This window comes from Marinobacter sp. C1S70 (assembly GCF_000475355.1).
In the GTDB taxonomy this organism is placed as follows: Bacteria; Pseudomonadota; Gammaproteobacteria; order Pseudomonadales; family Oleiphilaceae; genus Marinobacter; species Marinobacter nauticus.
On record NZ_AXBW01000024.1, the window covers coordinates 39,931 to 61,223 of the forward strand.

Genomic DNA, 21,293 nt, shown 5'->3' on the forward strand with positions numbered 1-21,293 from the left:
TGTTTGTTCAAGAGGCCACTATCAGGCCTGTTTCTGTTGAGGTTCGGGTTGCCAGACTCTGACATCAACCGCCTGGCCGTTCAAGACCGAGGTTCCCGAAACCGGATCCACCAGGGCATCATCCAACAGATCGTTGATGCTGACCCCGGCGTGGGACGATGCCACTGATTGGCCGGTGCCTGATCGATGGTGACCCCAACCGTGGGGGATGGACACCACACCCGGCATAATGTCTTCGGTGATTTCCACCGGGATCACCACGTCTCGCCCCTGAACCGAAACCTCGGCATGATCTCCGGGGTTCAACGCTCGTTTGCTGGCGTCGTCCGGGTGGATAAGCAGGGTGCAGCGGCCTTTGCCTTTGACCAGACGCTGGCTGTTGTGCATCCACGAGTTGTTGCTGCGGACATGGCGACGGCCAATCAACAGCAGGCCGTCAGCGGGTGCAGATTCAAGGGTAGCCTGCATGCGCTCCACATCCGCGAGATAGCGGCGGGGTGCCATCTGAATCAGACCATCGCGGGTGAACAGCCTTTCCGGTAACGCCGGTTGCAGGGGACCGAGGTCGATGCCATGCGGTGCGGCTTTCAGAGCAGAAAGTGATAGGCCTTTAGGTAATTCATCCCAACGTCGGTTGAGTGGGCTCAGCCGGGCCAGGCCTTTGAGGGGGTTACGCTCCGGAAGAATGTCCATCACCAGTTCGATGGCGGTTTGGGCGAATGGGCGCACCGGGCCGGCGTCGGCACCATAGGGGCCTGTTCGCAAGAGCAGATCCAGAATAGGATCTGGTCCCAGTTTTTTGAACGCCCTCCAGCCCATTTCCGAGCGTAGGGGCAGGCGCCCGCCTTTACGCTGTTGTTCCAGACGGTGTGCGAGCTCCAGCAGAATCTGCCAGTCGTGGCGGGCGTCGTCCGCTGCCGGAAACAGTGCTTCGCTGTACTTGGCTACGTTGCGTACGGCAAACTGGCTGAAGATCAGATCATAGTGACTGCGCTCCAGGGCCGCCGTTGGCGGCAGAATGACATCAGCATGGCGGGTGGTTTCGTTCAGGTAGTAATCCACGGACACCATGAAATCCAGCCCCTCCAGGGCTGACTCCAGTCGCTGGCCGTTAGGGCTTGATAGCACAGGGTTGCCGGCCACGGTCACAAAGGCACGGACCTGACCTTCGCCCGGTGTAAGCATTTCATCGGCCATGGTGCTGGCCGGATACTCTCCCGCAAATTCCGGTAGACCGCGAACCCGGCTGTGGCGCTTACCGAAATGCCCTCGCTGCCCGGACATGGCGCCGAGTGCCACCAGATCCACCGCCGGTTGGGTGAACAGTACGCCACCGGGTACATCCAGCTTACCGGTCAGGATATTCAGGCAGTAGGCCAGCCACGTGGTGGTGCCGCCAAACGCCTGGGTGCTGGTGCCCATTCGGGTATACAGGGCTGCCCGTGGCGTTTTGGCCAGCTGTCGTGCCAGCTGTCGGATGGCCTCAGCCTCAATGCCGGTGTGCCTGGTTACCGCTTCCGGTGAGAACGATAGGGCGGCCAGGCGCAGAAGATCCACGTCTTTCACCAGCCGCTCGGCCGCGCCGGGATCCACCAGGTTCTCTTCGAACAGAGTGTGTACCATGGCCATCAGCAGGAAGGCATCGGTGCCGGGCAGGATAAAATGGAAGTTGTCGGCCAGGCGGGCGGTTTCGGTGCGTCGGGGGTCAATAACGACGAGTTGCCCACCGCGTTGCCGCAGTGCTTTAAGGCGGCCCCGGATGTCCGGTACGGTCATCAAGCTGCCGTTCGAGGCCATCGGGTTGCCGCCAATACAGATGAATAGGTCAGTATGGTCGATGTCGGGAATCGGAAACAGAATCTGGTGACCAAACATCTCCAGGCTGGCCAACATGTGCGGTAGCTGGTCGTTGGACGTGGCAGAGAAGCGATTCTGGGTGCCGATGGCCCGCAAAAACGGCATGGTGGTCATCAGCGCGCCGTGATTGTGAACATTGGGGTTGCCGAGGTAGACCCCGATACTGTTCCGGCCGTAGGTTTTCCGAATTCCATGAAGCTTCTCGGCAACCAGATCAAAGGCGTCCTCCCAGGATAGCTCTTCCCAGCCCTGGGCAGTTTTGCGTATCGGCTTCTTCAGGCGCTCCGGGTCTTCATGCAGATCCTGAAGTGCGACGGCTTTGGGGCAGATGTGGCCCAGGCTCAGAGGATCCTGATCGTCGCCCTTGATACTGGTGATTTTGCCGTTGTTGACCTCAATGGCAACGCCACACATGGCTTCGCAGAGGTGACAGGTGCGGTAGTGGACGCCGTTTTCCATGCAGGCTCTCCCGGAATTCTTGTTGTTGGGTTTCATATTGCAACCAGATTATCAGGAAAACGACCCGGAATGAAAAACCGATTGTGATTGTGGCCCCAAAAGGCCCATAAAAAAGGCCAGTCCGGAGACTGGCCTGAGGAGGGTAGACCTGAGTAACCTGTGTTCTATTCGTACTGAGCCGGAATTTCCTTCACCGGGTTGGATATAAAATTCAGGTAGACGCCTTGCTCGGGGATGATCAATGGGATTTCCGTATTGATGATTCCGAGGGCGACAGCCTCTACGTCGATGTGGGGGACATTGAAGTTCCGTTGTTCGATCTGCATCCGGCCGTCATCAAAGAACACCACACGCCCTTCCAGTTCCAGAGTGAAAGGATAGCCAAAGAGGTTGTGAGTCAGTGGCAAGTCTGTGGGAATTCCGAGGATGGACGCGGTTGCCTTCAACCCGGGGGCATCAAGAAACAGCTCGGCTTTGGTTTTGAAAATCGTCTCACCCTGATCATTCTCGGTGATGTAACCCGGAATCAGGCTGTTTCTGGCGCAGGATGCTCCCGTACATTCAGGATCGTCCTTGGCGTAGCGCATTCTTAATACCTGGGGCCCGGTGCTGGAAACCGTGCTCAGCAACGACAGGTGAACGTCGAGAGACGTGGTCGCCAGTTGGGTTGGGTAAAGCAGCACTTTGACGGCGTCTCGCCCGGTGTCGGGATCCACGGTAGGTCCAATAACCTCCGTATTCAGAGCGTAGGTCTGATAGATGAATTTTTTGCGGGGGCAATCGGCACCGTCAACCGCACAACCAACCCGGGCATCCTCGGCATGGTCCTGGGTTACGAGCAGTTTTGCGGCGTTTGCCGAGGGCAAAAAGCCTTCACTATCGCTCCCCTGGTGATTAAATGGCTCAAGACACGATTCGCTGCCGAGGTCATCGCAGTCAATCGCAAGATTCGAATTGGTGTCCCGAATCGGCAGATTCCGCAGCGGTGTGAAGACTGTGGAGCGCGCTTCTGAACCGGTAAATACGATCTCAAGATTATCAGGGCCATTGTTCCCGTCACCATCATTGAGGCCTTCCAGCAGATCCGTTTTCAGTGGTATGCCGTCCTCGTCGCAAATCGACGTGTACTGTCCAGGAGTGCAAGTGCCGCTCTGCTCTGAGGAGGCCAGAATGTAGCGGTAATGCGCACCGACCTGCCACGGCTGCTCTGGGTAGAACCGGATGCGCTGGTTGTTTTTCTCTAATCGGCCTGCCACCTGTTGGTTCAGGACGGTAACGGTACCGTTTGCTTCCTGTGCAATTTCCTGAACGGTAAAGGTCTCACCGACGATGACTGAATCCAGATCGAGAGACTTGGAAAACACGACCGTGATTGGCCGGTCCGCCGGCATTTTGCTGACGGGTAACACGTCACCGGCGTTGTTGGCGTCGGCGGTCCAGCATTTCCCGAATACGCCGTTTTCCAGATCCAGGGTGTTTTCGTAGTCGGTTTCACATGGGTAGCCAGGGTAGGTCGTCAACGCCAGGGGGAATCCTTTATTTCCCGGGCTACCGTTTTCTTCAATGCTATCGAGCTCAAAGCTTAACGGAGAAACCATCGCGCGGTTGCCCGCCAGGTCTGTAAGTCCGTCGACAGACACGGAATACGGTACGCCATGCTTCAAGCCACCCTGCGGATTAAGCACAAGCGCTGTTCCATCCAACCGAGCCTGAAGGTTAGTTACCGGTGCACCGTTTTCAATGAGTTCGACACCATTCTCGACAGATGCCGGATCAAGCGGCTCATCAAAGAACAGAATGATCGGGTCGCCCGGGCGCTGCATGGACTGACGGGTTGGCGGAACGGCGTTCGCAGGGCCGGGCATCCAGCTCACCAGGCTGGGTGGTGTGGCATCCAGTTCCCGCAGGTTTTCGGCATCCAGAACCGAGTCGGCATCGGTTGCGGCCTGCAGATGGAAGGCAATGGTGGAATCGGTGAATTCCTGGCCCAGCAGGTTTGGTTCCACCATGCCGATGGCGTCGATGGTCAGAACGCCGTCCCGAACCAGAGCAATACCGCGCAGTTCAACACCCATCAGATCCTGGGACAGCGCGGCATTCGGCTGTGCTGCCTCCGTGTTCATGGATACGTCCATGAACAGGGTGATATGCCGCGGGGCATTGATGTCATCGGTGTACTGGTTCGGGCTCATGTAGCCGGATGCATCCGAGAGCATGGTCACTTTGATGGTGCCGGTTTGCTGGTCTTCGCCGGTCGCGGCATCCAGAACCTGTACCTTGCCACCCACGAGTACGTTCAGGCTGGTGCTTTCCAGCACACTGCCTTTGGGAATACGCAGCGGCAGTGCTTCGTCAGCATCAAACGCCGGGGCGTAGGCGAGCTCGGCAAACAGGTCCCCGGTTTGTTGAGAGGGGCCGGCTTCGCCCTGGAGTACCGAGTTGAGCGTTACGGCATTGAGGGCCTGGCCGTTGAGCACGGAGCTCAGTTCACCGTTGCCGGAATCTACGGCGGTTTGTTGCAACACAACCGTTGGGCCGGTCTCTCTCGGGGTAAAGGTGAATTCCCCGGTGAAGCGGTTCTCCTCACTGCTGTCGGTCAGGCTGGCGAGGTTGGTCAAATGCAGGGTGTAGGTTTCACCGGTGTCGAGAATATCCTGTTTGCTGCCGCACTGCGACAGTTCGGGGGTTACGCAGGGGTCAACCGTAATGCGGTTGCCTTTAACCAGTACGGTCGCCGGAACCTCTTCACCGTTGGCATCCTGCAGCTGAATACTGCCGCCGAGTGATTGCCATTCAGGATGCACCGGTTGCGTCATGGCAAACCGGAAAGTCGAAAAATTCATGGCCTGGAATGGGCTGTCGCTGGCGGGTACTTGCCAGGCAATGTCGAAAGTGTCTGCGGTGTTGGCCAGCCCCGCGAGACCCGCATAGGCGCCACGGGTTGCGAACTGGATGCCGTCATCACCAGTAGCGTTCGGAGTAGTGATTTGCCGGCCGCCCTCGGCGGCCAGCGGCTCCTGGAAGGTTACGGTGAATTCTTCGCCGGTCGCAAGCGGGTTAGCAGGCTCAAGCTTCAGACTTTTGCCATTATCGATCAAGGTCACGGTAAATGGCTGGGGCTGGTCGTTACTCTGCAGGGTGATCTTGTTCTGCAGGGTTGCTTCATCATCGATAATCGCATGAGAGAAGCGCAGCACGATGTCGGCTTTCGGGCTGATATCAGCCTGCCCATCCATCGGGAAGGAATAGACCATCGAGCCGGGTCTGGGTTTTTCGTCAATGGACTGTTTGTCGCCACCGCCGCAGGCGGCCAGCAAAATGGCCGGAATCAGTGCCAGGGTCTTGTTGTACTTCATGGCAAGCCTCCTCAGAACTTCAGGGTGATGGATCCGCTGAATACGTGGATATCACCATCGGCAGTGACACTGGTTTCGTCACCGTCGTAGTCCACCACGGTGAAGTCGCGCTCCTGCAGTTGCTGGTACTGATAGCCCAGGTCGAGCCGCACCGGGTAGGCGAGCAGGCGGGTTCGGTCGTAAGTGGCACTGATACCAAGGCCAACCACCAGTTTGTCGGTATCCAGGTAGTTGAGCTCCGGATTACGAGTGGTTTTAAGGGGAGACTCTTCGTAGGCAACACCGCCACGAAGGGCGAAGTTCTTGTTCAACTGATATTCCGCACCAAGGCGGGGAATCAGGATGTCGTCGAAACCGATCCGGTTTCCGGAGGCCACGGAACCTTGATCCTTGATGGAGTCGCCGCTGAATTCGTCTTCCAGTTCCGACCAGTTCTGTTGTTCGATACTGCCGCCGATGCGCCAGCCGTCACCGGAGTATTGTGTGCCGATGGCAATCGTTTCCGGCTGGAATGAGTCGATGGTTGTCACAGCCAGGCTGAGCCCGGGATCCGGGATAGTCTGGGTCACGATGATGTTGGAGTCGACTGTGGTTGAGGCCGATGACTTCGTCCGGTAGGTCAGCGCCGTTTCCCATCCGTTCAGGAAACAGTCAGATTCAGGACAAAATGTGCTGCCCAGATCGATGTTCGTGCCCAGAATGGTCTTCAGAGAAGGCTCGGCATTGACCGCAAGGCGCTCACGGCTGGTTTCGCCGCCCAGCGTCGAGACGGCATCAAGATTAGCGGTCGCTTCGAGCGTTACCCGAACCGAAGCACCGGCGGAAATACCGCGCCAGATCGGGGTTGCACCACCGATGTTAAGGAACAAAGGTTCTTTCCCGTATTGAAGGAACTGTCCGCTCTCGCTGGTTTCAGAGCTGAAAGCCAGCATCTCCTTACCGTACTTTTCCACGCCCGCAATAAACCCGAGATAGATGGGGTGCCCGAACCGGGTGAGTGACCCAAGGTTGGTCTTCATGCCGATCAAAACGTGTTGGCTCGGAGAGTCCGAGACAATGTCACCGCTGGCGTTGGGATTGTCGGAACGCAGCTCCTGTTCGGAATGAAGGATACCCGCCGTAAGTTCGCCACGAGGATCTTTCGTCAGCGCTGCCGGATTGTAGTAGGTGGCAGAAACCTACTCATTGAACATCGAAAGGGACTGGGCGGTGGCCACATCGACCGGCATTACACCATAACTGGTGCCCAGGTTGCCCATACTGGCACTGGTGGGCATGGACAGGGAGGCGGAAACTGCTGCAACGGCAAGGGATACCGCCCGTACTGAGAATCGGGGGGAAAGAACCATGTATACACTCCGTTCACTCATTGTTTTTGTGCTCAGTCCCGAGGGATTCCTTTCAGGACTGGTACGCTTGTTCAGGTTTTAGTGTATGAGGCTTGTCTGATCGGGACGTTGGCATTTTTGACACGACAGGGTGTCGGTAGAACCACGTACCTCAAGAATTGTCTAAAACGGCCGAAAACTCATGAGCTTAAAAGGTGGGCTTCCGTGTATTTCTGTTACTTAATGTTTGCGGTTTTGTGAACGGGCACAAAAAAAGCTCCCCAAGGGGAGCTTTAGTGGCATGTAAAAAATGTCGACACTCAGGCGGATTTTTGTAACTTTCTTCTGATTGTGAGCATGCCCAGAATGCCAAGTCCCAGCAGGCCCAGTGTTCCTGGCTCAGGAACCTGTACAGGAACGGACTTGCCAAAGATCGCTACATGAGAAATGGCGCCTCTGTTTGGATAAAAGCCCTGAAGATCCAGTACGTCCTGGCCATTCCAGCTGCCGATGTTGAACAGGTATTGTGGCTCGTTGCCGTCTTTGACAACCAGGTAACACTCAGGGCACACAATGTAGTCCGGGCCATCCCAGCTGATCACCGCGTTGTTAGGGTCTCCGGTGAAACTGGTGGAGTAGAAGGATTGGTAGGAGCCTTCTTCCGGGCCTTCGTAGTTGGACTTGTAAAGCAAAGTGAGGTCGGACGTTCCAAAAAGGGCTGCAACGTCACCGGCGTCAAGCGCTGGATTTGGGGGGCCTACGTCGACAGTTTTGTCGGCGTCTGCGGGGCCAAGGATCAGGGCCATAGCCCCAGCAGACCAGGTTAATGCCAGAGCCGCAATAACGTGTGTTATCTGCTTTGTAATCTGTTTCATTTTTCACCTTCTCTCAGGGCAAGCCCTGAACGCAGTGCGGCGAAGCCGCGATCTGTACTTACGTCTGACTTTCAGCACAGTGTGTGCCAATAGGATTATTTGACGTTAAAACAGAGGCTTGGGCAGTGCTTAAGAGAAGGTTGGAGGCGTATGTGTAAATAAGTTGGACAGGAGTGAGTTGGGTGCGGGTTGGGGGAGGAGTTTGGGAGATGGTGGGCCCAGCTTCCCCCGAAGTCCGGCTGTAACCACCTGATAATTATGCGGGTGGCTTTCAGGTGTGTTCGGAAATACCCCCATAAGTACCCCCAAAAAGAACCGGCTACCCCCGGCAGTCTCTGGAACTCATACGGGCAAAATCCAGCGGCGTACCCCCTCGAAAAAAGTTTCCTTATTTCTCCCGCGTAAAAATCTGGCTAGGGCACGCGGTCGAGCCCTTGGGAGCGTCAGGGATTTTACCCGCCCCCGGTGGGGTAGGTTGCTGCGTTGCTGTGGTCTGGGTGCGATCTCGTGCGGCCTCGCGGACTACCAAACAACAACCGGGCGGTGTCTGGTTTCGTATCTGGTGAGCGGTCGCGCTCCACGCTACCCGCAACGGGCCCCGGTCTGGGAGTACCTTTTCATCCAGCCATCGGGCTTATGATTTACTGTGTCGTGGCGCTATCTGGCCTCAGTTGTCGCAGTCGTAACTATCTGGCGTTTCTGGCTTTATCCGGCCATCTGGTGAGGCGTCACGAATTCCCGAAAATTTGCCGATTACCGCGTGGTTGCACCGTCCGCGCGGTGCTGGGTAGGTGCCAGGGGCCCCGGCTTCCTGTTTCTCCACGTTCGCCACGGCTTCAGGCAGGCAGGGCGGGGCGTTCGGTCGTGCGGTGGTGAAGCCATAGGGTGCCGATAATTGGGCGGCTCGGGCGCTTCTGCGCCCCCGTGGTGAGTTGTTGCCCGGTAGTACCTTTCGGGTTTTGTCCGCCAGCAGGGCCCGGCTTGTTGTGGGTGATCCGCTGGCGGTAGGGCTTACCCCTTGGCGTGCCCGGCTTGGGATAGCAGGGCTTGCAAGGTTTCGTGAATGTATCCAGCGCACAGCCAGGCGTCAGGGTCTGTCATGGGGTCGTGCCAGCAGTCCCGGTGTTCCTCCAGGTCTTGCAGCAGGGCGGCCAATACTTGGCGGGTGGTGGTGTCGATCTGGGGTTGATAGCCGGGCGGTGTCGCCATCAGCAGCGGGGCGGCCCTCATGTCCTCCACTGAATAGGGGCAGGGGGTAGGTCTGGCCCGGCTGCGTAGGTTCTCTTGTGCGCTCCGTAGCCGGTGGGCAGGGTGTAGCGGGGTTACGTTGGTCATGGTCATTGCTCCGGCTGGTCTGTGTTCTGGTATGCCTGAAGGTAAGCCCGGCGAAATGCCGCCCCGGTGTGGCAGTAGCGGCCTTGTGGTGCATTGCAGGCAGGGCAGGCCATGGCGTGATTCAGGAATGATTCATGGGCGGCCCGCCATACCCGTTCAAGCTCTTTGCCTTGCCTGGCCTTCTGGCGGTTTCTGGCGGTGCCCTGGCGTACCAGTTGGGTAAGGTGGTGCTCTACGTCGTGCAGGGGCTTTCCGTGGGCCTCCATCAGCCTGAAGTAATCCGCCAGCCGGGCCAGGTCATAACCGGGGCAGTTCTCGGCTATGGCCTGCATATCGTCATCAGACAGAAGGGCCCGCAACATATGGGCGTCAGCCTTCAGGGTTGTGGCTATCTCCATAAGAACGGCATCGGGGTTCTGTCCATTCTTCCCCGCAAGGGTCTGCGGATTTTGCGGATTTGCGGAAAACTCCCGGCAGCCCTTTGTTTCCGGGGGTTCGCTGGCTTTTGGCGTTTGCGGATTTTTGCGGAGAGTTGCGGAAAAAATCCCAGGCCCGCAGTTATCCGCAGTTTTCCGCAAACCTTCCGCAAGCTCTCCGGCCCGTGGTTGTGGGCTTTCCGCAGTTTCCGCAGAATCCGCAAGGGGTGGCGTTTTGGCTTTCCGCCGTTGCCTTATCGCTCCCATCAGATCAAACATTGTCCGGGCCCTCCCTCAGCTTCCAGGCGCGGGGCTTGTTGTTGGGGCCAGTGACGGAAACAAAGGCGTGGCCATAGTCCACCAGAAGGCCCAGCAGCTCCCGTGCTTTGGTGGCTTTTCGGTAGGCAGCCGGTAGTTTCTTGAAGCCATCGGCGCTCAGCTCTCCCCCGTTCTGCCTGATCCAGTCCGCCAGCTCTCGGGCTTCATGCTCGGTCGTGCTGTGTGCGGCTTCCTGCGTTCGCTGGATCATGGTTAGCAGGTAGTACTGCATCAGCTCGGCGGCCCGGTCGATATGCTCCGGGGTTGGTGCTGACCGGGTTTCAACGTAGGACAGGACAGCTGCGATCCGGGCGGCGTTGTCGGCAGCTTTGGCGGCAAACTCCCGTATTACGGACAGCTCCCCATGCGGTGACAGCTGTTCCTCTATGGAATCGTGCACAGCTACCCAGGCGTCAAAGGCAGGCCCGGTGATGGGTAGGGTTTCCGGCTCCAGCTCCCCGGCTTCATCAGTGGGCAAGGGCTGGCGGATAAGCTCCCCCAGGGCGTCCCAGAAACGGGTAATGGCCGGGTCACTGGCGGCGCTTTCATCGTTGGCGCGGCCCGATAAGAAGCGGCTACCCACCAATGACCGGTCACTGCATACCAGGAAGCGGGCAAGAAAGCCTTGCCCCATCATCAGGCGGTCTGACAATACCTTGTCAGCGATAACCGGTTGTATCATCAGGTGGGCAGCCAGGCGGCGGCCTGCCAGTACGCCAGACTCCCCGGCCCCTGCTCTGGTGCGGGTGATGGGTTTCCCGTCCCATAGTTGGGAAAGCATGGTAATAATCCGGCCCTTGGCCTCGTCTGCCATGCCGTGCCCGCTGAAGAATGCCCCGCCTTCATCCGAAAACAGGCCAGCGGTTGCCAGGGCGTCAAGGAAGTGCTTATAGATTCCCTCTGCGGTGGGTTCTTCCATCAGGATATGGGGGCGCGGTGGCGGGGTTGGCCGGTTCTTTTCCAGCTCCGCCAGCTCAGCCGATAGGGCTTGTTGCTCGTCATGGGTTAGCGGGCGGGGTTTCTTGCCGCTTCCCTTGTAGCTCCCCACTATGCTTTTGTAGCGCATTTCGTGGGCTTCCAGATCGGCCCGGTACTCAGCCATCAGGGCGTCATACTCTGCCCGGCGCTCTGCTTGATATTCATAGATGGGCTTCATAGCCTGGCTATCGAGTGAGCTTTTACGCTCCCCGCTGGCGGCTATGGTCAGACAGTACAAGGTTGTGGGGCTTGTCCCCACGTTGCCCTTCTTCACGTTGGCGTGGCCCTGTACCGCCAGCGAAGTAACCGCAAGGATAGATTGCGCGGCCATGCCCAGCGGGGTTTGAACGTAGTAGGCCAGGGCCTTTGCCGCGTTGCCCAGTAGCTCCCCCAGGGCGTCCACCGGGTAGGGTGGCGGCGGCGTTCTTCCCGCCAGCGGTATAGGGGCTGTATCAATACCAGGCAGCGGGGCGCTTAGGTTGGTTCTGGGGTCTGTTGCAGTAATGGGCGGCTGTTTGGTCATTACCGCCCCCCTTGCCAGTTGTGCAGGTCATTGAAGTCTGACAAGTGCAGCGGTGCGGCTGGCGGCCAGTGCGGCAAGGCAAACCGGGCCCCGGCGGCCAGTGCGGCGGCCTTTGCTGCTGCGGCTCCGGGGTTGCCTGGTGTCTGCCGGTCATCATCTCCGCACACAATCAGGTCAGCATCAGGCCAGCGGTTACGGGCTCCGGTTGCTACGGCTTGAAGGTTGCCACAATCCACGGCAGCCAATACCAGGGCGGCGGGGTCTATCTCTGCCAGGGTGCAGCCGGTGGCCCAGCCTTCACAGATAAGCACGCGGGCGGGGTAGTCGGGGCCATCCACTACGATGAAATTACCGGCCTTCTTACCGCCAGCCATCAGCCGTTTACCCCCGGCCTCGTCTATCGTTTGCAGGCTCCATGCTTTGCCGGTGAAGTCCGCCAGCAGTAACACAAGCTCCCGGCCCTTCTGGCGGGCCCGGTGCGGCTGTATGCCCTTGCGTTGCAGGTACGGGTGCATCGGGTCTGCCGGGCTGCATAAATGCCAGTGGCGGGCGGCTGCGGCGGCTCTGGCTTCCCATTGCCGGGCCTGTTCTTCCTCCCTGGCCCGTTTGGCTTCCGCCATCCGGCGCTTCAGTTCCCGGCGCTCGGCAGGGTTCAGGGTATCCCCGGTTCCGGCTATCCACTTTGTTTCAGCTCCGGTGCTCCAGTCTCCGGCGATAACGACAAAGGGCAGGCCCCGGTCATGGTAGGCGATCAGCCAGCCGTTTTTGCTGCGGGGCTTGCTGGCGGTGCCAAACCGTACCGGCTTGCCTTCAGCATCAGCCAGCCGGGACAGCAGGGCGTCAGGGTTGGCCGGTTCTATGCCCGCTTCCAGCAGGGCGGCGCGTATCGAATCCAGACGCTCCGCATATCCGCCAGCAGTGGCGTTGCTATACTGGGTTTGGGTCTGGTGCCTTGCCCCTTCGGGGGCGGGTGCCGTTTTCATGCCTGGCCCCCTTCCATGCGTTCAGCGATCCAGTTACGAATTACCGATTCAGGCCAGGCCACGGCGCGGGCCCCGATTTTTACGGGCTTGGGGAATGTGCCAGCGGCCATGCCTTCATAGATTGCGCTGCGGCTGCGGCCTGTAATGGCCTCCACTTCCTTACGGCGCAACATGCGGTCAATGTGCTGGCGGGTGGTGTCTACGGTTTGCGGTTGTGCGGTCATGTCGGATTACCCCTTGGTTCCGGTTAAGTTCGGGGTAATCCTCTAATTGCTGGCGGTGCTGAAACAGGTGGAAGGGGTGCAGGGGTTTTGCTCAAAAACTGGCGGGCCGCCAGTAAAATCAGGCGGTTTAAGGGTGTAGGGGTTCTATTTTCTTCCTCCTTTTCGGGCCCAGTCCGGGGTAATCATGGTGGCCCCGGCGTCTGCTAACTTACCGCTCATCCCGTGGCCCTCCAGCCATGCCACAACCTGGCCCCGGTCTGGTCTGGTGCTTCGATCCCTTGGGGTGGCGTTTGTCCAAAACAAGCGCCAGGCGTCAAGCAACAAGCCTATATCCTCCGGGGTGTTGTCAGGGAATGCGGGCGTAGGTTCTCCAGCGTGTTCAGCGGTATTGCCGGGTAGCAGGGCCTCTAATTGTTCCGTGGTGATTCCTATCAGGGCGTCATCAGGCAGGGCGGCAAGCGGAAGCCTGACAAACCACTGCGGTTCCTCGGTGGGCTCTGAGGCGTACAGCCAGCGGCCTAACAAGTGGGGTTCGTCTGCTTTTGTGGCGGCTATGAGTTGCGCAGGGTTGAAGGTTTCCCCCTTCAGCGATAACCGCCACCAAAACCGGAAAAGGGCCCGGTTTGTGACCATGTAAGGCAGCCTCAGTTGCCCGCTTTCGATTATCACGCGTTCGCAGGGGTGCCAGAACAGGAAAGGCGGCCCGTTGTCGTTCAGGGGGCTCATTCGCAATTTACGGCCCCGGCTTTTTTCGGCATCGTAAAATTCGACGCGTGCGCCAGCTGGTGCAAGCTCTGGGGCTGTGTTCGTCAGCGTGTCGCTGAAGCGGACAACAAGTTCGCCGGTTTCTCCGGGGGTATCGGCAAACGTTTGAAGGGTTAGGGTAACGGCTCCTTCTTCAGCCATTTGCAGCAGATTGGCAACGGATACCGGGCGGCGGCCCTTTGTGCCTTCGGTAAGGTAGTCGGCGGCTTCCGTCAGGGTGTACCAGGATTTTCTAATCAGTGGTTTCATTGCGCCCCCTTCAGCGCCCCTATTTTGGAAGGCCGCGCCAGGCGGGTAGGGTGCCCGCTTTTCTCCTGGCCGGGATAGGCGCGGCCCAAACTGGTTTTATGCTGCGGCTGTAATGGCTGCGTAATGCTGGCGGATTGAAGCGGCGGCGGCTTCCGGAGTGCTGGCGATATGCTCCCCGGCTACCGGGAAAGCTCCGCCCCCATCGGTAACGGCTGCATACTGTCCGCCAGCCCGGCGAACCACGGTAAAGCATGGGCCCGGCTGATCCGCCAGCGCGGCCCAGGCATCAGGGGCGGTCACTGTCCGGCGCTCTCCGGTGGTGAAGCTTTCGACTGTGTAACGCTGCGTTGTGGTCATTGCTGGCGGGCCTCTGTCAGTGCTTTCAGGGTGGCGGTGGTCTCTGTTATTCCGTCCTGAAGGTCTCCCATATTGATTTGGGCTTGCCAGACTAAGGCGGCAACCTTATCAGCGGTTATACCGTCTATGCCTTCACCTTGGGCGGTCTCCAGGTATAACGATAAGGCGCTAAGAATGGCGCTTGTTCGGGTGTGTGCGCTGGTAATCATGTCTATGCCGGTGGTGTCGAGCATGGCGGTTCTCCCTTGGTTTACTTGCTGGCGGTCTGGTGAATCGGTGTCACGTTGTTGTCTGGCTTCTTCAGGTTGTCCAGGTAATCGGCCCATTGCTGCATCATGGCCTGGCGTTCTGGGAGCCAGGTTGTCCGGTTGTAGGCTCTGCCGTGAACGTCCCTTACTCGGTGGGCCATCTGCATTTCGATAATCTCAGTCCGAAAGCCCAGGCGCTCCGTTAACACGGTTTTGGCCATAGCTCTGAATCCGTGGGCAGACATAATGCCCTGAAGCTCCAGACGGTTCAGGGCTCCGGTAATGGCGTTCTCACTCATGGGGCGGCCTTTGCCCGCTCCGCTCGGGAATACCCATTCACGTTTACCGTTCAGCTCCTCCAGCTCCCTAAGCAGGGCGATAGCTTGGTGGGCCAGTGGAACCACCAGCGGCTCCCCGTTTTTCGTGGTGTCTGTTGTCCAGGTGGCGGCGTCCCAGTCGATTTCCTCCCAGCGCATGTGGCGAAGGTTGCCGGGCCTCAGAAACAGGTAGGGCGATAGCTTCAGGGCCAGGCATACCGTAGGGCTCCCCCAGTAGGTATCAATCTTTTTCAGCATATCCGCGATTTCGTCCGGGGTGGTGACTGCGGCGTGATGCTTCACGTTTGGCGCGGGAAGAATGCCCCGAAGGTCTGCGGTAACGTCACGGGTTGCCCGGCCTGTACTCACGGCGTAACGGAAAACCTGGCCAATTAGAGTTTTCAGCCGGTGGGCGTTGTCTACGTGGCCCTTGCCTTCAATCTCTCGGAGTATCGCCAGAACGTCAGGCGGCTCAATCTCAGCCATCGGGCGGCGGCCTAGTTTAGGGAAGGCGTACATTTCAAGGCGGCGTTTGTTTTTGGGGTAGGTGGTGGCCCCTACGTTTTTCTTGTGTACGTGATCCAGCCATTCCAGGGCAATGCCCTTGAAGGTGGTAGCGGTTGCCTCTACCCGCTCGGCTTTCTCTCGCTGGCGGTGGGTCACTGGGTCGATATTGTCCGACAGCAGGCGCTTTGCCTCGTCGCGTTTGGCGCGGGCTTCCTTCAGGGAAACGTCAGGATATACCCCCAGGGCTAACAGCTTTTCTTTTCCGCCATAGCGGTATTTCAGCCGCCAGTACCGGCCCGCCTTCTGAATGTCCAGATACAGCCCGGCCCCGTCCGCCAGCTTGGTGCGTTTGCCGTACTTGCTGAATGTGGCGTGCTTTACTGCCGTTTCCGTCAGCTTGTTGGCCGCTCTGGTCATGGGGTTGGTCTCCATGTTGGGGGTATTTTTGGGGTCAAAATCTGGGGACCGGCCCAGATACCCCCAACGATACCCCCACATATCGGCGGTTTCTAGCGGTAGTCAGTGGAACAATTCAGAACAACGGGCGGGGCTTTGTGGTTGGTCTTTCAGGCTGTAGGCCAGTAACAGCAGGGCTTTGCAGGGTGTTTTGTGTTCCGGCGAAGGCCGGTAAAAGCGGGGGAAAGATTACAGAAATGTAAGAAGTGGTGGGCCCAGCTGGACTCGAACCAGCGACCAAGGGATTATGAGTCCCCTGCTCTAACCAACTGAGCTATAGGCCCGGAAAAGAAAACGGGCGCCATTATACCCACGAGGGGTGGCGCCCGCTACTGTCTTGGGGATTAACCGTTGCCCTGGTCGTCAATGAAGCCGCGCAGGTGATCGGAGCGGGAAGGGTGGCGCAGTTTGCGCAGGGCCTTGGCTTCGATCTGACGGATACGCTCCCGCGTAACATCGAACTGCTTGCCGACTTCTTCCAGAGTGTGGTCGGTGTTCATCTCGATACCAAAGCGCATGCGCAGTACTTTGGATTCCCGAGCGGTCAGGCCGGCCAGCACGGAGCGGGTGGCTTCGCGCAGGCCTTCAGCCGTGGCTGAATCCACTGGCGACAGAGCCTGGATATCTTCGATGAAATCGCCCAGATGACTGTCTTCGTCGTCACCAATGGGTGTTTCCATGGAGATCGGCTCTTTGGCGATCTTCAGCACCTTGCGGATCTTGTCTTCCGGCATGTCCATGCGCTCGCCCAGCTCCTCGGGTGTGGGCTCGCGGCCCATCTCCTGCAGCATCTGGCGGGAGATGCGGTTGAGCTTGTTGATCGTCTCGATCATGTGCACCGGAATCCGGATCGTGCGGGCCTGATCCGCGATGGAGCGGGTGATGGCCTGGCGAATCCACCAGGTAGCGTAGGTGGAGAACTTGTAGCCACGACGGTACTCGAACTTGTCGACCGCCTTCATCAGGCCAATGTTGCCTTCCTGGATCAGATCCAGGAACTGCAGGCCGCGGTTGGTGTATTTCTTGGCGATGGAAATAACCAGACGCAGGTTGGCCTCAACCATTTCCTTTTTGGCGCGGCGGGCTTTCGCCTCGCCGATCGACACCCGGCGGTTGATTTCCTTGATGTCGGCCACGTCCAGATCCACTTCGGTCTGAACGTTCTGGATGCGCTTCTGCAGGCGAACGATTTCATCTACACGCTCACCGATAGCGGCCGCATAGGGCTTTTTGGTGGCGGCAATTTCGCCGGCCCACTCAAGATCAGTTTCGTTGCCCGGGAACCATTTGATGAAGTCTTTGCGCGGCATTTTGCAGTCGCGTACACAGATCTGCATGATGGCGCGCTCATTCTCGCGGACCAGGTCGTTGGTTGAACGAACGACGTTCACCAGTTCGTCAAACGCCTTGTTGGCCAGCTTAAACGGGGCGAAAACCTGGCCCAGTTCGTTCAGGGCTTCCTGGGTTTTCTTGTGCCCACGGCCGTGTTTGGCCAAGGCCTTCTCGGCAGCGTCCAGCTTCTCTTTCAGCAGCTCGAAGCGCAGCCGGGTTTCTTCCGGATCTGGCCCGTTGTCGTTGTCGTCTTCGCTGGAGGTGTCGTCATCGTCGTCATCGCTGCTGGTATCGCTGTCATCAGCAGAGGTGTCTTCGGTGCTGGTGTCTTCACCCATGAACGGCTCGGCGTCGTCCGGGTCGAGGAAGCCGGTGACGATGTCGCTGATGCGACCTTCATTCTCGATGATGCGGTCGTAGGCCTGAATCACGGTGCCGGCGGTGCCCGGGAAATGTGCTACAGCGGCCATGACATCGCGAATGCCTTCCTCGATGCGCTTGGCGATGACAATTTCGCCTTCGCGGGTCAGCAGCTCAACGGTGCCCATCTCGCGCATGTACATGCGCACCGGATCGGTGGTGCGGCCAGCGTCGGTCTCAACGGCGGCAAGAGCAGCAGCGGCTTCGGCGGCAGCAGCTTCGTCGGCAGTGGAGTCACCTTCGGTCATCAGCAGGGTATCCGCGTCTGGTGTCTCTTCGCACACCTGGATACCCATGTCGTTGATCATCCGGATAATGTCTTCAACCTGATCCGGATCTGCGATATCTTCCGGGAGGTGATCGTTTACCTCGGCGTAAGTCAGGTAACCTTGTTCCTTGCCTCGTGCGATGAGGTCTTTCAAACGTGATTTCTGCGAATTGCCTGACATAGACACCCTGTGAACTCGCTTTTAAAAAGGAAAAAAGTTAAACAGCCATTATAGCTGTCGCTCGGTTGCGCTGCCACCGAATGGTTAGATGGTGATCAGGGCAACAGGTTTCAAGTGCTCAGCTTTCAGCCTTCGGATTTAACGTACCGGCGCTGAGCGTTCGCAGCTCCTCCCGTTCTTCCGGGGAAAGCTGTGCCAGGTTCCGGAGCAGGGTTGCCAGCCTCTGCTGACGCGCGGCCTCTTCATTCGGGCTTAACAGCTCTCTGGCAGCCGCCAGTGTGCTTTCCCGGGCCGGTATGTGCTCCAGTTCGTCAAACAGGTTGTAAAACCTGTCCCTGGCCTGTTTGTTCGTGGCCAGCCCCGCGACCAGTGTCTTGCGGGTCTGAATTTTTTCTTCCAGTAACCAGCGGGCAAAACGCCCCGCGCGTTCAAGCTGCCGGGTGCTGTCTGCCAGAGCTTTCACTTCGGTTGCCAGTTCCGGTGCTTCCAGCAAGGCCAGGCACAAGGTGCTGTCTTTGCTGAGTTTTACGTCAATCCGCTCTTCCGTGGGCCGGCTCTGGCCTTCACCGCGCCAGCCCCGTGCCTTGTAATTCTGGCCCTGCTGGCGGTTCTGCCACTGATTGCGGCCGCCGCACAGGCGCAGCATTTCGTGCCACATGGCGTCCCGCAATGTGCTGCGGGGCATTTTGTTCAGCAAGGGCTCAACCCGTGCCCGAAGTTCGCCTCGGTGTTCGGGCAACTGCAGATCAAGGCCCTCGCTCTGGCGATCAAACAGATAGCGTGAGAAGGGTGTGGCGCCCTCAATACGCTTCTGAAATGCGTCCGGCCCTTCTTTGCGCACCAGTGTGTCCGGGTCTTCGCCTTCTGGCAGCATGAGGAACTGCAGGTGCAGCCCGTCTGCCATCAGTTCCAGGGCATTCTCCATGGCCCTGTCCGCTGCCCGAAAACCTGCCTGGTCGCCGTCAAAACAGAACACGATATGCCGAACGTGCCGAAGCAGTGCGGTCAGGCTGTCCTGGTTGGTGGCCGTCCCCAGAGTCGCCACCGCGTAATGGATGCCGTGCTGGGCCAGCGCAATCACATCCATATAGCCTTCGACCACCAGCAACTTGTCCAGTTGTCGAATGGCTTGCCGGGCCTCGAACAGGCCGTAGATTTCCCGGCTCTTGTGGAAAACGTCCGATTCCGGCGAGTTAATGTACTTGGCCTTGTCGTCGCCCAGCGTGCGCCCGCCGAAGGCGATGGTTTTGCCTCGGGTGTTCCGGATGGGAAACATAACCCGGTTGCGGAACAGATCCCTGGGGCGGCCGTACTGGTCCGACACCGTGCGGGTCTCAATCAGTGGTGCTTTAAGATCCTTCGGGGCGGCGTCGTAAAGTGCGGTGCCGGTGCCCGGTGCAAAACCAATCTGATATTGCTGGATAATGTTTTCATCCAGTCCCCGCTGCTTCAGGTAGTCCCGGGCATAACCGCCTTGCTGACTGGTCAGTGCTGAGTGATAGAACCGGTTGGCAAACTCCAGGGCATCGGTCAGTGTCCGCGCCTGTTGCATTTCCTGTTTGGCAGCTCGGTCGTACGGCACTTCCAGCCCGGCACGCTTGGCCAGTTCTTCTACCGCTTCGGTAAAACCCAGGCCCTCAAATTCGCGAACAAAGCTGATGGCATCGCCATGGGCTCCACAGCCAAAACAGTGATAGAAGCCTTTGTCCGGTCGAACGTTAAATGATGGCGTCTTCTCGTCGTGAAACGGGCAGCAGGCCTTGTAGTTGGCTCCGGCTTTTTTCAGCGTGATGCGCGAACCGATCAGCTCCGCCAGATCAATGCGATCCAGCAGGTCTTCAACAAAGCGTTGAGGGATCAATCCGCTCATGGTGGCTCCACTTCAGCCGGGGTGCCGGGTGCGAAGGCATTTTCGCCATAGCCAAAAATGCCGCCGAAGCCAGGCCTCGGCGGCATTTTCAGCTTGCCGGGTGGGGCGAAACGCCGTTCCGGCAATCAGTTGTGCAGTCGATGCGCGCCTGAACTCAGTACAGACGCTCGAACTTGCGCTGTTCCCGCTGAAGCTTCTTGAGATGACGCTTAACTGCAGCAGCTGCTTTACGCTTACGAACAGCGGTCGGCTTCTCGTAGTGCTCACGACGACGTACTTCAGACAGTACACCGGCCTTCTCGCAGGAACGCTTGAAGCGACGCAGTGCTACGTCAAACGGCTCATTCTCTTTCACTTTAACAGCTGGCATTCGAAAATCACCTACCTGATAGATTCGGTTTCAATTTGTTCCGTCGGCCAGTGCCGTACGGGCTCGATCCCTGGTCAGATTGGCTAAAACTCGACCAGTGCTAATTTAGGGCGGCAATGATAGCCGCTGGGCTGGCCAAGGTCAATCACTGTTCAACGAAACTGCCGGAAGCTTTCGGGTTTCTGCTAAAATGCCGCCCACGTACCCGACACCCCTTGGATGTAGTGCCCATTATGCTGATTCTTGGTATTGAAACCTCCTGCGATGAGACCGGTGTAGCCCTGTTTGACGCTCAGCAGGGGCTGCTGGCCCATGCCCTTTACAGTCAAATCGGTATGCACGCCGATTATGGCGGCGTGGTGCCTGAGCTGGCCTCCCGGGATCATGTCCGCAAGCTGCTTCCTTTATGCGATGAGGTGCTGGCTCAAGCCGGCAAAGCTCGTTCCGATATCGAAGGTATCGCCTATACCGCCGGGCCCGGGTTGGTGGGTGCCCTGATGGTGGGCGGCTCGGTGGCGCATGCATTGGGGTTTGCACTGGGGGTTCCGGTGTTGGGCGTGCATCACATGGAAGGTCACCTGCTGGCGCCCATGCTGGAGGACAATCCGCCGGCCTTTCCGTTTGTAGCGCTGTTGGTGTCTGGCGGCCATACCCAGTTAGTGCGGGTGGATGGCATTGGTGAGTACCAGATGCTGGGTGAATCGGTGGATGATGCTGCCGGCGAGGCGTTCGATAAAACCGCGAAAATGCTGGGTCTGGATTATCCGGGTGGCCCCCGGGTAGCGGCCCTTGCCGAAAAAGGCAGAGAGGGGCAGTACCGTTTTCCCCGCCCGATGATCGATCGTCCCGGCCTGGATTTTTCCTTCAGCGGTCTGAAAACCTATACCCTGAATACCGTTAACAAGGCTAAAGATAAAGGCACGCTGGATGAGCAGCTAAAAGCAGACATTGCTCTGGCGTTCGAAGCTGCAGTAGTTGATACCCTGGTCATCAAATGTCGCAGAGCCCTGGAGCAAACCGGGTGTAAGCGGTTGGTCATTGCCGGCGGGGTCAGCGCCAACAAGCGATTGCGGGCGTCACTGGAAGCCATGGCAGAAAAGCTGCGTGGTTCGGTGTTCTACGCTCGTCCGGAGTTCTGCACCGACAACGGTGCCATGATTGCCTATGCCGGTGCGCAGCGGCTAAAGGCCGGTCAGCAGGATGGCGAGCGGATTGTGGCGGTACCCCGGTGGCCGATGAATACCCTGCCGCCGGTGGCGGAACCTCGTCACAACGGCCTTGTGGACTAGCCGGGCGGGAAC

16 protein-coding genes, 1 tRNA gene and 1 pseudogene are annotated in these 21,293 nt (G+C 58.5%); 1 reads left to right on the forward strand and 17 read right to left on the reverse strand.

All coding sequences use genetic code 11. From position 1 onward, the window contains the following. Nucleotides 1-21 precede the first annotated feature (21 nt). The 17 genes and pseudogenes from Q669_RS07985 to rpsU form a co-directional block, all read right to left on the reverse strand. A complete protein-coding gene (locus Q669_RS07985) occupies nt 22-2,316 on the reverse strand; it encodes a molybdopterin-dependent oxidoreductase (RefSeq protein ID WP_022991876.1) in 2,295 nt (764 codons plus the stop codon). Between the two features lie 164 nt (nt 2,317-2,480). Beyond that, nucleotides 2,481-5,672: an alkane uptake protein AupB gene (aupB, locus tag Q669_RS07990; protein WP_022991877.1), complete on the reverse strand. Its 3,192-nt coding sequence runs from the start codon at nt 5,670-5,672 to the stop codon at nt 2,481-2,483. An 11-nt stretch (nt 5,673-5,683) separates the two neighbouring features. Continuing rightward, nucleotides 5,684-7,021, reverse strand: a pseudogene (aupA, locus tag Q669_RS07995) (alkane uptake protein AupA). A gap of 299 nt (nt 7,022-7,320) precedes the next feature. Beyond that, on the reverse strand, nt 7,321-7,875 hold the full coding sequence (locus Q669_RS08000; RefSeq protein ID WP_022991880.1) for a PEP-CTERM sorting domain-containing protein: 555 nt from the start codon (nt 7,873-7,875) through the stop codon (nt 7,321-7,323). A gap of 1,011 nt (nt 7,876-8,886) precedes the next feature. After that, nucleotides 8,887-9,210: a hypothetical protein gene (locus Q669_RS08005; protein ID WP_036149220.1), complete on the reverse strand. Its 324-nt coding sequence runs from the start codon at nt 9,208-9,210 to the stop codon at nt 8,887-8,889. Nucleotides 9,211-9,212: 2 nt separating this feature from the next. Beyond that, the gene (locus Q669_RS19500; RefSeq protein WP_152525036.1) at nt 9,213-9,608 is read right to left on the reverse strand and encodes a hypothetical protein; all 396 of its coding nucleotides are present in this window, start codon (nt 9,606-9,608) and stop codon (nt 9,213-9,215) included. A gap of 289 nt (nt 9,609-9,897) precedes the next feature. Next, nucleotides 9,898-11,445: a YfjI family protein gene (locus Q669_RS08015; protein WP_022991883.1), complete on the reverse strand. Its 1,548-nt coding sequence runs from the start codon at nt 11,443-11,445 to the stop codon at nt 9,898-9,900. Beyond that, nucleotides 11,445-12,428, reverse strand: coding sequence for a toprim domain-containing protein (locus Q669_RS08020; protein WP_022991884.1), 984 nt, complete (start codon nt 12,426-12,428; stop codon nt 11,445-11,447). The genes Q669_RS08015 and Q669_RS08020 overlap by 1 nt, the downstream gene beginning before the upstream one ends. Next, entirely contained in the window at nt 12,425-12,652 is a 228-nt protein-coding gene (locus tag Q669_RS08025) for a helix-turn-helix transcriptional regulator (RefSeq protein ID WP_022991885.1), read from the reverse strand. Before Q669_RS08025 ends, Q669_RS08020 begins: the two co-directional genes overlap by 4 nt. A 144-nt stretch (nt 12,653-12,796) precedes the next feature. Further along, nucleotides 12,797-13,666: a hypothetical protein gene (locus Q669_RS08030; protein WP_022991886.1), complete on the reverse strand. Its 870-nt coding sequence runs from the start codon at nt 13,664-13,666 to the stop codon at nt 12,797-12,799. Between the two features lie 96 nt (nt 13,667-13,762). Continuing rightward, nucleotides 13,763-14,023, reverse strand: coding sequence for a hypothetical protein (locus Q669_RS08035; protein ID WP_022991887.1), 261 nt, complete (start codon nt 14,021-14,023; stop codon nt 13,763-13,765). Continuing rightward, nucleotides 14,020-14,256 (reverse strand): hypothetical protein, encoded by a 237-nt coding sequence (locus tag Q669_RS08040; RefSeq protein WP_022991888.1) that lies wholly within the window; start codon nt 14,254-14,256, stop codon nt 14,020-14,022. The genes Q669_RS08035 and Q669_RS08040 overlap by 4 nt, the downstream gene beginning before the upstream one ends. A gap of 17 nt (nt 14,257-14,273) precedes the next feature. Next, the gene (locus tag Q669_RS08045) at nt 14,274-15,512 is read right to left on the reverse strand and encodes a tyrosine-type recombinase/integrase (protein WP_022991889.1); all 1,239 of its coding nucleotides are present in this window, start codon (nt 15,510-15,512) and stop codon (nt 14,274-14,276) included. Between the two features lie 246 nt (nt 15,513-15,758). Then, nucleotides 15,759-15,835 (reverse strand) — tRNA-Ile (locus tag Q669_RS08050). 60 nt (nt 15,836-15,895) lie between these two features. After that, nucleotides 15,896-17,752, reverse strand: a complete 1,857-nt coding sequence (gene rpoD / locus Q669_RS08055) for an RNA polymerase sigma factor RpoD (protein WP_011784189.1) — start codon at nt 17,750-17,752, stop codon at nt 15,896-15,898. A 118-nt stretch (nt 17,753-17,870) separates the two neighbouring features. Next, nucleotides 17,871-19,622: a DNA primase gene (gene dnaG, locus Q669_RS08060; protein WP_022991890.1), complete on the reverse strand. Its 1,752-nt coding sequence runs from the start codon at nt 19,620-19,622 to the stop codon at nt 17,871-17,873. Nucleotides 19,623-19,776: 154 nt separating this feature from the next. Further along, complete coding sequence (rpsU, locus tag Q669_RS08065) at nt 19,777-19,992, reverse strand: 30S ribosomal protein S21 (protein WP_007153483.1); 216 nt, start codon at nt 19,990-19,992, stop codon at nt 19,777-19,779. A gap of 233 nt (nt 19,993-20,225) precedes the next feature. Here rpsU and tsaD point away from each other — a divergent pair, with 233 nt between their 5' ends. Continuing rightward, nucleotides 20,226-21,281: a tRNA (adenosine(37)-N6)-threonylcarbamoyltransferase complex transferase subunit TsaD gene (gene tsaD / locus Q669_RS08070; RefSeq protein WP_023011598.1), complete on the forward strand. Its 1,056-nt coding sequence runs from the start codon at nt 20,226-20,228 to the stop codon at nt 21,279-21,281. Nucleotides 21,282-21,293: the final 12 nt, after the last annotated feature.